At 35.7% G+C, this 13,260-nt stretch carries 11 protein-coding genes; 7 read left to right on the plus strand and 4 right to left on the minus strand.

What is annotated here, in order from left to right:
* Position 1 precedes the first annotated feature (1 nt).
* Positions 2-478, minus strand: a complete 477-nt coding sequence (locus AAIB49_RS03870) for an SRPBCC family protein (protein WP_343457273.1) — start codon at positions 476-478, stop codon at positions 2-4.
* 194 nt (positions 479-672) lie between these two features.
* Here AAIB49_RS03870 and AAIB49_RS03875 point away from each other — a divergent pair, with 194 nt between their 5' ends.
* On the plus strand, positions 673-2,829 hold the full coding sequence (locus AAIB49_RS03875; protein WP_343457274.1) for a type IA DNA topoisomerase: 2,157 nt from the start codon (positions 673-675) through the stop codon (positions 2,827-2,829).
* Positions 2,830-2,971: 142 nt separating this feature from the next.
* Here AAIB49_RS03875 and uraA read toward each other — a convergent pair whose 3' ends face one another.
* Positions 2,972-4,222: a uracil permease gene (uraA, locus tag AAIB49_RS03880; protein ID WP_339215561.1), complete on the minus strand. Its 1,251-nt coding sequence runs from the start codon at positions 4,220-4,222 to the stop codon at positions 2,972-2,974.
* Positions 4,223-4,553: 331 nt separating this feature from the next.
* Between uraA and AAIB49_RS03885 the strand changes: the two genes are divergently transcribed.
* Positions 4,554-5,792 carry a SpoIID/LytB domain-containing protein gene (locus AAIB49_RS03885; protein ID WP_343457275.1) on the plus strand — a complete coding sequence of 413 codons (1,239 nt, stop codon included), beginning with the start codon at positions 4,554-4,556 and terminating at the stop codon, positions 5,790-5,792.
* Positions 5,793-5,855: 63 nt separating this feature from the next.
* Here the strand turns inward: AAIB49_RS03885 and AAIB49_RS03890 are convergent, their stop codons facing one another.
* Complete coding sequence (locus AAIB49_RS03890; protein ID WP_339215557.1) at positions 5,856-6,299, minus strand: DUF2663 family protein; 444 nt, start codon at positions 6,297-6,299, stop codon at positions 5,856-5,858.
* 164 nt (positions 6,300-6,463) lie between these two features.
* Here AAIB49_RS03890 and AAIB49_RS03895 point away from each other — a divergent pair, with 164 nt between their 5' ends.
* Both AAIB49_RS03895 and AAIB49_RS03900 read left to right on the plus strand, forming a co-directional pair.
* The gene (locus tag AAIB49_RS03895) at positions 6,464-7,675 is read left to right on the plus strand and encodes an NAD(P)/FAD-dependent oxidoreductase (protein WP_339215555.1); all 1,212 of its coding nucleotides are present in this window, start codon (positions 6,464-6,466) and stop codon (positions 7,673-7,675) included.
* Between the two features lie 211 nt (positions 7,676-7,886).
* On the plus strand, positions 7,887-8,744 hold the full coding sequence (locus tag AAIB49_RS03900) for a VanW family protein (RefSeq protein ID WP_343457276.1): 858 nt from the start codon (positions 7,887-7,889) through the stop codon (positions 8,742-8,744).
* A 43-nt stretch (positions 8,745-8,787) separates the two neighbouring features.
* Here AAIB49_RS03900 and AAIB49_RS03905 read toward each other — a convergent pair whose 3' ends face one another.
* A complete protein-coding gene (locus AAIB49_RS03905) occupies positions 8,788-9,321 on the minus strand; it encodes a YceI family protein (RefSeq protein ID WP_339215552.1) in 534 nt (177 codons plus the stop codon).
* Between the two features lie 266 nt (positions 9,322-9,587).
* Between AAIB49_RS03905 and AAIB49_RS03910 the strand changes: the two genes are divergently transcribed.
* The 3 genes from AAIB49_RS03910 to AAIB49_RS03920 all read left to right on the plus strand — a co-directional run bounded on the left by AAIB49_RS03910 (position 9,588) and on the right by AAIB49_RS03920 (position 13,130).
* The gene (locus AAIB49_RS03910; protein WP_343457277.1) at positions 9,588-9,857 is read left to right on the plus strand and encodes a phage holin; all 270 of its coding nucleotides are present in this window, start codon (positions 9,588-9,590) and stop codon (positions 9,855-9,857) included.
* Positions 9,839-11,023, plus strand: coding sequence for an N-acetylmuramoyl-L-alanine amidase family protein (locus tag AAIB49_RS03915; protein ID WP_343457278.1), 1,185 nt, complete (start codon positions 9,839-9,841; stop codon positions 11,021-11,023). The genes AAIB49_RS03910 and AAIB49_RS03915 overlap by 19 nt, the downstream gene beginning before the upstream one ends.
* Positions 11,024-11,342: 319 nt before the next feature.
* Complete coding sequence (locus tag AAIB49_RS03920) at positions 11,343-13,130, plus strand: M3 family oligoendopeptidase (protein WP_343457279.1); 1,788 nt, start codon at positions 11,343-11,345, stop codon at positions 13,128-13,130.
* Positions 13,131-13,260: the final 130 nt, after the last annotated feature.

Genomic DNA, 13,260 nt, shown 5'->3' on the forward strand with positions numbered 1-13,260 from the left:
TTTATAAGTAGGAATTTAGAGCTTTAGTGTACTTTTCATACCAATATTCCCATTGTTCTTTTCGAGAATTAATTCTTTCATTGTCTAAGATAGATTGGATAACATTTAAACATACATGCCATCCAGCTATGTCTTTTGCAGTATGCTCCGTAATTTCTGTAATTCTTTCAATTAGTACTAAATTACACCCATCAGACTCTTCTAATAGTTCAAACCGGACGAAATTGTCATCCCAAGTAAATTCTAGTATTTCATATTCCTCGAAGTCGATTATATCTATTCGTTGAAATGTTCCATCTCCCATATCAAAGTGCAAATATCCCCCTTTTCCCAGCTTAATAACCTGTAACTCATCAAACCAAAGAGCTAACCGTTCATTGTTGGTAAGCATTTCCCATACATCCATTTTTGAATGTTTTAAGTGGCGTTGAAATGTTACTAAAAATTCATTGGATTGTTTTTCGATAGTAGCTAACATATTCATTGCTCCTTTCCTTAAACTATTTTCTACAAGTATACCCTTTATTTGCAAAAAAGTGAGTGTTCCATATTCTATTTTCTCTGTTAACATTTCCGCTATTTATTAGTATAATAGATTCACCCATCTTTTATCCTCCGAATACTTATCTGATTCCCTTCCTATATGCTTCAAAAATGAAAGTAGGTGTAAGTTTGAAATTAATTCTCGCAGAAAAACCCTCCGTAGCAAAGAATATAGCCGATGCTCTAGGGATTAAAGGTAAAAGAGACGGCTACTATGAAGGTAATGATTATATTATTACTTGGGCATTTGGTCATTTATTACAGCTCTATGATGCGAAAGACTATGATAGTAAAATGGCTAGATGGAAAATGGAACATTTCCCGTTTATTCCGACTAAATTTGAGTACAAAGTAAAGAGCAATCCGAAAAATAGACAATGGGCAGACCAAGGGGCAAAGAAGCAATTAGCTATTATTCATCAATTGATGAAAAGAAAAGATGTAGTGGAAATTATATCCGCATGTGATTTTGATCGGGAAGGGCAATTGATTGGAGATAGTATTATTTACCGGGCTCGATTAAATAAGCCTGTATCCCGATTATTACTTAATGAATGGACGAAGGATGAGGTCCTACGTGGCCTTGAATCACTACAACCAAATGATGAATTACGTCCTCTTCAAGATGCAGGAGTTAGCAGACAATGGGCAGATTGGTTGATTGGAATTAACTTAACCTCTGTTGCAACGCTGAAATATCAAAAAGGAAGAGGAAAGGCACTTAATATTGGTCGTGTCTTACTACCTACCTTAAAGATTATATATGATCGTGATAAAGAAATAGAGAACTTTGTCCCAGAAGATTATTTTAAGTTAGTAGCGACATTTAAAACGAATAATAATGAGTTGTACGAGGGTACATATGTAGAAGAATCAGGAGAGAAGTTTAAGCAAAAGGAAGCACTTGAAATTGTAAATCAACAAATCCAACAAAAAGAAGCGGTTATTACTCACAAAAAGGTAGAAAAGAAAAAAGAATTTCCACCTTTTCTATTTAATCTATCTAACTTGCAAGGGTATATTACGAATAAATATAAGGGATGGACTTCAGATAAAGTATTAAAAGTTGCTCAGTCCTTGTATGAGAAGAAATTTATTACCTATCCGAGAACATCTAGTACAGCATTAGAGGAAAGTTTAGTCGGTAAAACTGCTAGAGTTCTCAAAACACTAGCAGAAGAGCTGCCATATAAAGATGAAATTAAATTTATGAAAACAAAACGGGTGTTTAATAATGCCAAGGTGGAAAGCCATAGTGCAATCATTCCGACATATATGAAACCGAAGCGGTTAACAGCAGATGAACAAATTATATATACTGCAATTAAGAATCGTTTTATTATGCAGTTTATGCCGATAGCAGTGTACGAAGAAACAAGGTTAATTACGAAGATTAAGGATGTCGAGTTAAACGGGATTTTTGAATCTAAAGGGAAGGTGCAACTTGAAGAGGGCTGGAAGAAGGTAGAGAGCATTAATTCGAAAGATAAGCTGCTACCATTAGTTGAGAAAGATGAATTGGTGGAGGTAGCTGAATCCGATGTGACAACGCATGTTACGAAACCACCTAAGCCTCATACAGAAAAAACGCTTCTACGTGTGATGGAAACTTGTGGTAAAGGGTATGATGAGGACGACGAAGAAATAGTTGGTAGTATTTTAACCGGTTTTAGCATAGGTACCCCTGCTACAAGAGCAGAAACGATAAAAAAACTAAAAGATGTAGGCTATATTTCTACACAAGGTAAAAATCTTATCAGTACAGAGCTTGGAAGGAAATTAGTAGAAACGCTACCAGTAAAGTCATTGTTTGACCTTGAATTTACTGGAAGACTAGAAAAGACACTTTCTGACATTCAAAAGGGTATTGTTCCTAAAACCGCATTCCTTGAAACGATTTATAAATTTACGACAGAATCAGTTGAAATAATTAAGGTAGATCAGGAAGTCACGATTCATGAGGTGAAAAGCAATGTAGCGAAACCTAGTCATGAAATACTTGGGACTTGCCCGAATTGTGGTGGAAACATTATTGAAGGTAGGAAAGGCTTTGGATGTAGTAATTGGAAAAAAGGGTGTAAGTTTGTCATATGGAAAAACGATAAATACTTACAGGCATTACGAAAAAAACCTACCAAGACAATGGTAAAGAATATCTTAAAGAATAAAAAAGCCTATGTTAAAGGATTAACGAGTAAACAAGGGAAGAAATTTAACGCTTATTTAAGCTATGAAAAAAATCCAGACAAAGATTATTACGCTTGGAAAATGGAGTTTGAAAAGTAAATAGAGATGAGACATAAGGGGTAATAATAAGGAAGAATCCGAACCAGTAAAGGTGGTTCGGATTCTTCCTTATAACATTTTTACTTCAGTCCTAACCTCTTTATTTTATTCTGAGGAAGTATATCTAGCTCTTACGTATCTCTTATTCATTAGATAATTTTAGCATATCAAATAACTTAAATAGTATGCTTAATAGAATTCCAACTATAGTAGCAAGTCCCATTCCGGAAAGTCCGACTTGACCGATTTGAATCGTGGCGCCACTTATACCGATAACTAAAATTACACAAGTTAGAATTAAGTTTTGGGATTTACTATAATCTACTTTTGCTTCTACTAACATTCGAATCCCACTAGCGGCGATAATACCGAACAATAGTAGAGAAATTCCTCCAAGAACAGCCCCTGGAATAGAGGAGATAAGTGCGGCTAATTTTCCTACAAAGGAAAGTAAGATAGCAATTACAGCTGCTCCGCCAATTATCCAAGTTGAGTATACTCTAGTAATTGCTAGTACACCAATGTTTTCCCCGTACGTTGTGTTTGGAGTAGAGCCTACAAAACTGGATAAAATCGTAGATACACCATTTCCGATGAATGAGCGATCCAGACCAGGATTTTTAGCTAAATCTTTCTGAACAATATTAGATGTTACGAATAAATGCCCAATATGTTCCGGAATTAATACTAGTGCTGCAGGTATAATAATTAATATAGCAGACCAATCAAATTGCATCGTGTATAACTCTGGCATCGCAATCCATGGAGCGTTTTTTACTGGTTCTAGATCAACCAATCCAAAGAAGTAAGCAATAATGTATCCAGCTATAAACCCAATTAGTATTGGAATAATCTTAAAGAATCCTCGGAAGGTTACCCATCCAATTACTGTAATTCCTAAAGTTAATAAAGAAACAATAATCGTTGTCGGATTTAGGTTCTCTCCAATTAATCCAGCATCTGCAGCTGCAACTGGCACTAGTTCTAGTCCAATAACGGCTACTATTGCCCCCATAGCTGCTGGTGGAAATAAAACATCAATCCATTTGGTACCTGCAACCTTTACAAGTAACCCTACTAAGGTCAGGATAATCCCTACAACTAAGAACCCACCAAGTGCATACCCATAACCGAATTGGCTTATTACAATCCCGACAGGAGCTAAAAATGCAAAGCTCGATCCTAAATATGCTGGAATTTTTCCTTTTGTGATAAAAATGTATAACAATGTTCCTATACCATTCATTAGTAGAATAGTAGCAGGATTAACCTCGAATAGGATTGGTACTAATACAGTCGATCCAAACATAGCGAATAAATGCTGAAAGCTTAACGGTAGACTTTGAAAGAAAGGTAGCCGTTGATCAACTTGAATTTCATCGAATTTTGCCATATAGAATCTCTCCCTTGTTTCATTAGCTCTACAGTTACCAGGTAAGAGATAAAAAGAAAAGCACCTTGGCCGGATTAGGCTAAGGTGCTTCTATGCATAAGAATATAGAAATGGGTAGACCATTTCTACTATTATGATAGACAGCTAAACTGTCTTTACACCTTGCCAGTCTCACAGGACTGATTTAAAGGTAACCGTATGAACTTAACTAGATATTACACAATAATGTACGGATAGTCAATCTATTTTTCATATGTATAATTCTTCTCCTAGTTGAAAAAATATCCATATGAGACATATTACCCTTTTATTCATCATTGTATTTTGTTTAATGGTTCCTGTTAAAATTAGTGCGGAACATATGGTGACGGTGAAGCTTGTAAACTATATAGGGAATACCGATGAATTAAACATTAAAGTAGAAGGGGAGTTTTTTACGTTAGATCCTACATTAAAACTACAAAAAGGGGTGAACTATACACTACAGTCTAGGAAAGGGGAGTTATTTTTAAAACAAAAAGGGGAAAAAGAGCAAAGAATAGGAGTGGGATTTATCCTCGTTCCACAAACCTATGATATGGATCATATTATATATATTAATGATAGACCGTATCTTGGTGCCATGGAGTTTTTAATTGAGGATAAGAAGAATATACGTCCCGTTAATCAATTACCATTAGAAGATTACTTGAAAGGGGTTGTCCCGTTCGAAGTATTTTCTTCTTGGGGACTAGAAACGCTAAAGGCGCAAACCTTAGCAGCTAGAACTTATGCCGTTTCGAAACTAGAACAAGTAATTGACGATACAATTCGTTTTCAAGTATATGGTGGCTACGAATGGGATACGAGTACAACACAGGCTGTTGAAGAGACCGAGGGAGAAGTTGTTACTTATGATAATCGATTAATCGAAACGTTTTATTCTGCTAGTAATGGTGGGAAAACAGAAAACAATGCTAACGTATGGGGTGGCGATTCTATGCGCTATTTTCCAATTAAGGATGATCCATACGATCCTACCCATCCATGGGAGTTTACATTACAGAAAACGCAAATTGATTATGAAGCAATCGATTTTTCGAATCCAGCATGGTGGGATACAACGGTTGAAAAAGATGAAGAAATTGCTAATTCCCTCAAAAGCTGGCTAAACCGTAATGGTTATCCTGGTAAGATAAAAATCCTAGAGATTGATCAGTTTGAACTAAATGGTGATAAACTTGCTTCTGGTAGAAGCGTTACTGGATCGATTAGTGTAATCTTCATGCGGCAATTGCTTGAAGGATTAATCTTGTTTGAACAGATGAGTTTAAACGATGTTAATCTTAATCAAATTCGTCCTATGATAGGAGGAACTGTGTTTAAGAGCTATTTGATTGATTCCCTAGAGCAACATAAGTCTGCCTATACAATGAAAGGTAGAGGATTTGGCCATGGTGTTGGAATGAGCCAATGGGGGGCTCATTATATGGGAGAACAAGGAAAAACATATCGAGAAATTATCGATTTCTATTACCCGGGAACGACCATTATGGATATTTCTTCAGTAGTATTGAAGATAGGTTCTTGAATCTGGTTATGGGTATAAAAATATATTCGTAGTGTATTACCATAGCCAATTCTACATAGGCGCTTATTTGTTTTTGACATAAAGATTGATATCATATTCTCTTTTCATCATTTCTTTAATAGCAGCACCTTTATCTTGTAGGTTTAAGTTATTAGAATCGTTTAGGTGATCCATTACTTCAGAACGTACTTTATTTAATTTTTCTTTCTCTTTTTTTAACTTCTTTTGATAGTAGTTATAATAAGCCAATGATATCGATAGTAATCCAATCATGATTAAGTAAAATGGATTGGAGAGAATGCTAGCAAATGTTCTAAAAGGATCTGCGACATAGGCAAAGTCTGAAAGGTAGAGCATCATAAAGAGGAACAATAAAAGTATAAGAGCACCTATAAGAGAGGTGTTTCGTAATGTTTCATAACGATTCTTGTTTTTCTTCTTCTTAATCGCTTCTTTAAGCAAATTTATGGTATCAGCAGAAAGATCATGAAATGTTTCAAGTGGCATGTACCTATCCCCCCTATCCCATATATATGCTAGTCTAACAAAAAATAACCATCTTTTATGAAGTTAGTAAAGCTATGGATATAATTGGCACTTTATACATAATACTATGTATGTGTGTCTTATTGTATCGAACATAGCTAAATTAAAGAAAAGGGTGAATACATATGCAAGCAAAACCAAGAATCGTAGTCCTAGGTGCTGGATATGCGGGAATGATGACAACAAAGAAGTTAGTAAAGAATTTATCTCCTGAAGAAGCAGAGATTGTATTAGTTAATAAACATAATTATCATTATCAAACTACTTGGCTGCATGAACTGGCAGCAGGTACCATCAATCCTAATCAAGTTCGTATCATGATTCGTGATATTATTAGTCCTAATCGAGTTCGGTTAATTTATGATACGGTAGTGGAAATAGATAAGGACAATCAACGGGTCCTGATGGAAAACAGTGAACTAACCTATGACTATTTAGTTGTCGCATTAGGATATGAATCTAACACATTCGGCATAAATGGGATGGATAAACATGCCTTCTTTATTGAGAATTTTGAATCCTGTCAATTAATTCGAGAGCATATTGAATATCAATTTGCAAGATACCATAGTGATACGACGATGGATGAAGCTAGCCTTGCGATATTAGTAGGTGGAGGCGGTTTTACTGGAATAGAATTTGTAGGGGAGCTTGTGGAGAAGATTCCTAAGCTTTGTAAAAAGTATGACATTGATCGGGGTAAGGTAAAAATAATCAATGTGGAAGCGGCACCTACTATTTTACCTGGATTTGATCATGATTTAGTAGCGTATGCTAAAAAGTCATTACAAGAACGCGGTGCGGAAATAATGGAAGGAACCAAAATTAACGAATGTACTGCAGAAGGATTTATTGTAGGTGAAACTAACGAACTGATTAAAGCTGGCACCATTGTATGGACTGGTGGTGTAAAAGGAAACTCCATCTTAGATAAGTCAGGCTTTGAACTAACGAAAGGAAAAGTAACTGTAAATGGTGATTTGCGTGCACCAGGATATGATAACATTTTTATTCTTGGAGATTGTGCATGGGTAATGAATAAAGCAGAAAATCGTCCATATCCGCCTACAGCACAAGCGGCCATGCAGCATGCAACAACCTGTGCTCAAAATATCAGAGCTTTAATGTATCAGGAGCCTTTGGAGGAATTTGTATTTAGTGATAAAGGGACTGTTGCAAGTTTAGGTGTAACAGATGCCGTTGGGACCATACTGAATGGGACAAAATTATATGGTAAATCGGCTGCAACAATGAAAAAAGTTGTGGATGATCGATATTTATTTTTACTAGGTGGACCAAAGTTATTATTGAAAAAAGGAAAATTTCGTCCGTTCTAATTCTGTAAGAAGAGGTGTGTGTCATGCGAAGAATAGGAAAATGGTTAGTGATTGGCATTGCAACAATGATTGGCTATATCGTTACTAGTCGTAAAATGGAAGATAATCGAGACTTTAGATAAACATATCCACCTTACTATTAGGCAGTAGGGTGGTTTTTTATACATGAAATAGCAAGTATATCGAATAATAGAAAATAGGAGGTGACACGGTGAAAAGAGTCCTTTTATTAGGGGTTATCTTTATTATGGTTTTTACCGATAGTATCTCAGCCAATAATCTAATTATTTCCGATACAGATGTGAAAGAGAAAATTATTCGTGATGATTTCACCTATCGTTACATGGATTCTATATTTATGGATAGGGATAAATTATATGCCTTAATGGATCGTCTGGAGGAACAGGTATATGTACCTCCAATTAATGCTTCATTAGATGATTCTTGGACTATTGTTCCAGAAAAACATGGGTATACGTTAGATCGGGAAGGATTTATTCGTTTCTTTTATCAATTCTTCTATAGCGACGTATCGTTTGAAATGAAGGTACCGAAACGAAAGATTTATCCAAAGGTGGATAGTGAATTATTATCGGATATTCGTTCTAAAGAAATTGGAAATTATATAACGTATTATCGAACAGGTAACAAAGAACGTTCGCACAATATTTATTTAGCAGCTGAAGCAATCAATAATACGGTTGTATTTCCTGGCGAAGAGTTTTCTTTTAACAAGGTGGTTGGTAAGCGTACGGTAGAAAAAGGTTACAAACGTGCACCAGTAATTGTTAAAGGAGAATTATCGGAAGACATTGGTGGAGGGATCTGCCAAGTATCGTCCACTTTATTTAATGCTGTAAATCTAGAAGGTATCCGGTTTGTAGAAAGGTATTCCCATAGTCGGAAGGTTCCGTATGTTCTACCAGGAAAAGATGCAACCGTAAGTTGGTGGGGGCCAGATTTTATATTTAAAAATGAGTATAGTCACCCAATATTAATACGGGCAAAAGCTATAGATGGAAAAATGGTAATTCGAATCTTTTCATCGGAAGAGGTAAAAATTAATTAAAGGGACTGTCCTCCGAGCATTGGAGAGACAATCCCTAAATTAATTAAGCTTGTTTGTGTGCTTCAATTTCAATATTAATTTTAACTTCTTCACCTACAAGAACTCCACCAGTTTCAAGTGCGGTATTCCATACTAAACCAAAATCTTTTCGGTTTATTTTTGTAGATCCGCTGAATCCTGCTACTTCATTTCCCCATGGATCCTTATGAACTCCTTCCATTTCAACCTCAAATGTTACTGGATTCGTAACACCACGGATGGAAAGGTCACCTGTGACATCATATTCATCATCTGATTTTTTCTTAATATCTGTAGCAACAAATGTCATCTTAGGATGAGTTTCAATATCAAAGAAATCATTGGAGCGAAGGTGATTGTCTCGATCTTCATTACGTGTATCAATACTATTCAAATTTACAGTAAATTCGATTGTAGCATCGGTTAAATCTGTAGGGTCTGCTTCTACTGTGGCATCAAAGTCGGTAAAAGCTCCTTTTACTTTTGAGATCATCATGTGTTTAACTGAAAATTCTAATGTGCTATGGCTTTTGTCAACATTCCACACTGCTTTTGTCATGATTAATTCCCCTCCGATAATAATATTTAATCCATTACTTACTTTACGTAACTTATTATAGCTGTATAAACATTCAAAGTCAATATACTTTAATTAAAATATTATTAATTAAAGATAAATTTATGTAAAAAAATCTTCCTTTTGCCTCCTTTTTTCAAAATCCTTCGATTTTAGAAGTAGAAATACATTGATAACGTTAATCGCCGTGACGAATTAACTTACAGATGAAAATAATAAAGTAAGCTAACGAAGGGAGGTATGAACGGATGGATAAAGGCACAGTAATTCGAACTGTATTATTGTTTGTTGCATTAATTAATCAGCTTCTTGTTATTTTTGGCAAGTCGCCTCTTCCAATTGATAGTGAGACATTAGAGCTTCTTATTTCTTCACTTTTTACTACAGTAACGGCACTAAATACATGGTTTAAAAATAACTATATTACAAAGAAAGGGCTACAGCAGAGGGATGTATTACGAGAAAAAGGATTAATCAACGCAAAGGAGAGGAAATTTAAATGGCAAAACCGATCTTAATTATTGATCCAGGACATGGGGGAATCGATCCAGGTGGAGGGACTAATCGTTATTGGAAGGAAAAAGATCTAATATTGAAAATTTCTTTATATCAATATAATCGCTATAAGGAGCTCGGTGTACCTGTGGCGATGACAAGGAGCATTGATAAAACATTGGATCCTGATGAAAGAACAAGGATTGTTCGAAATAGTGGGGCGAAATATTGTCATTCTAATCATATAAATGCCGGGGGAGGGGATGGTGCTGAGGTCATTCATTCGATTTATGATGGGAAAGAAATGGCCGAGCGAATCGCACAGGAATTAAAGAGAGAAGGACAAAATATACGGCGAGTTTTCACGAGAACATTGCCAGGTAACGCAAGTAAAGATTATTACTTTATCATTCGAGAAACGGCGACGGTTATTACTAATATTATTGAATATGGATTTGCGGATTCACCAGGAGATGATATTGAACAACTACGGAATAATCATTTAGCTTATGCTGAAGCAGTTGTTAGGGCTTTCTGTCAACATGTGGGGATTGCGTATAGAAGGCCTAAAGGCGAGATAGATGATGTTACGATTCCCATTATCTCTCCTCCTACTGAGAATAATAACTTAGCAGGACCTGGTACGACCGGTGAATCAAGTGAGGAAATTGGTAATTATATTCACCTACCAGCTTCAGAAAATTCTTGGCGAGTATACCCTTTAAATGCTGCTCCAGTAAAAGGGAATGAGAAAGGTTATTTAAATCCTGCAAAATTCAGTGGACTAACCTATAAAATTTTAGATATACCACAAGAACATGTTTACACGATTGAAACGAATGATTTTGGAAAAGTAAAGATATACGGTCACCCAAGTACAGGTGCGAGTATAACGCCAACTAACGGACGAACTGGAAGATATTTACATCGAGGTAATAACACGAATACCTCCACCCATAAGTACCTACACTTACCATCAAGTATAAATTCCTGGCGAGTCTATCCATTAGAGGTATCTCCAGTAAAAGGGAATGAGGTAGGTTTTTTAAATCCAGGGAAATTCGGTGGTTTAACGTATGAAATATTAGGAAGCACACAAGCTCATGTATATATTATTGAAACAAGGGATTTTGGAAGAGTGCAAATTTATGCACATCCAAATACAGGTGCGACCATTTCCAATCGATAATAACTAATACTTTGTCAGGAGATAAAGTCATCTCAAAAGGAAGTACTATAATCGGCTCTAGAAATATATCTGAAATTGGTGATTAGGTAAGGGATGGGGAGAACCTCGTAAACTATTTGCGAATAATGATTACCAAATCTTGTATGATTCATCATTATATTTCTGGAGCAGGATATCTTTACAGAATTATTAGGTTTTTATTTCATGCAATTTATTTCCATTATAAAATATTTCGGTTTCCAAAATATTTCTAGTGAAAAATGAATAACTTATTGTTAATATATTAATTAGTTGAAATTTTTTATAAAGGAGAGGTTTGATGCAAGAAGTAAGAGAATACGAGAAAACATGGGATTTAGATGTAATCTTTCCCGGTGGAAGTGAGTCAAAGGAGTTTCAATCCTACCTGAAGACAGTAGAAGATGAAATGAAAGAGTTAACGACAATTGTTCAAGCATTTAACCCGGAAAGTCAGGGAATAGCTGATGAGTTAGCTAATATAGTAGCAAAACTGGAAAAAACGATGAAAAAGCTTCGGGAGTCCTTTGCATTTATTAGTTGTTTAAGTGCACAGAATGTGAAGGATACTAACGCTAACCTACTAGTCGCAAAACGCAGTGATTTAGGGGCGAAGATGGGGACGATACATACTACATTAAATCAAAAACTTGCCTCTATTCCAGATTCAGAATGGGGAGAAATACTACAGCATACATCATTACAAGAGGTAGCTTTTGTACTGGATGAAACAAGATCACAAGCAAAAGAGATGCTTCCAAAGGAACAAGAAGTGCTAATTAATGATTTGGCGGTTGATGGTTATAATGCTTGGGGACAAATGTATGAAGTTATCGTAGGCAAAATGTTAGTACAAATTGAAGAAAATGGAGAAATGAAATCCTATTCCGTTGGACAAGCAGCCAATAAATTAAGTAACCCAGACCCAGAATTCCGAAAATATGTCTTTAAGCAGATTAGTAAAGCTTGGGAAGACAATACAGATTTATTTGCACAAACACTAAATCATTTAGCTGGATTTCGATTACAAACATATAAACATCGTGGTTGGGAAGATGTTTTGAAAGAACCGCTTAAAATAAATAGAATGAAGCGTGAAACGTTAGATGTTATGTGGAATGCCATTTCAAGAAATAAAAAGCATTTTGTAAAGTACTTAAATAAGAAGGCGGAACTTCTTGGTAAAGATAAACTAAGTATTTATGATATTAGTGCCCCTATCGCAAAAACAGTTAAGAAAGTACCATATACAGAGGCTGCAAATTTTATTATAGAGAACTTTAATAAGTTTAGTCCTAAAATGGCAGATTTTGCTAAGATGACTTTTGAGAAACGCTGGATTGAGGCGGAGGACCGTGCCGGTAAACGTCCTGGTGGATTCTGCACTAGCTTCCCAGATAGTCAACAAACACGAGTGTTTATGACATATTCAGGCACTACATCCAATATCTCTACTCTTGCACACGAGCTTGGCCATGCATACCATCAACATGTCATGAATGATATACATGGTATGAATCAAAGGTATGCTATGAATGTAGCGGAGACGGCATCCACTTTTGCAGAAATGATTGTAGCAGATGCTACAGTGAAAAGTGCAAAAGATAAGCAAGAAAGGTTAGAGTTACTGGAAGATAAATTACAGCGCAGCATTGCTTTCTTTATGAATATCCATGCTAGATTCTTGTTTGAAACTAGATTCTATGAAGAACGTAAACAAGGAATGGTCTCCGTTAATAGATTAAATGAATTAATGATCGAAGCGCAAAAAGAAGCATATTGTGAAGCGTTAAGCGAATATGATCCGAATTTCTGGTCATCCAAATTACACTTCCATATTACGGGAACACCTTTTTACAACTTCCCTTATACATTTGGTTATTTATTTAGTCTAGGGATCTATGCTCATGCTACAAAAAGTGATAAGAGCTTTGAAGATGATTATATAGCATTATTACGTGATACTGGACGGATGAACGTAGAAGATTTAGCAATGAAGCATTTAAATGTAGACCTTACAAAACCAGACTTCTGGGAGGATGCTATTGCCCTTTGTGTGAAAGATGTAGAAGAGTTTGTTTCACTGTAAGGAGTTAGAGTAAAATGTTTATGGGAGAACATATACCTCATCTTTGGTGTTGAAGTCTTACGACTTCAACACCAAAGATGAGGCCAGCAAGCGGAGCGCGGTAGTAGTATAGAGGCATTTTCAATGAAAA

Source organism: Ornithinibacillus proteolyticus, from assembly GCF_039581225.1.
Classification (GTDB): domain Bacteria; phylum Bacillota; class Bacilli; order Bacillales; family Amphibacillaceae; genus Ornithinibacillus; species Ornithinibacillus massiliensis.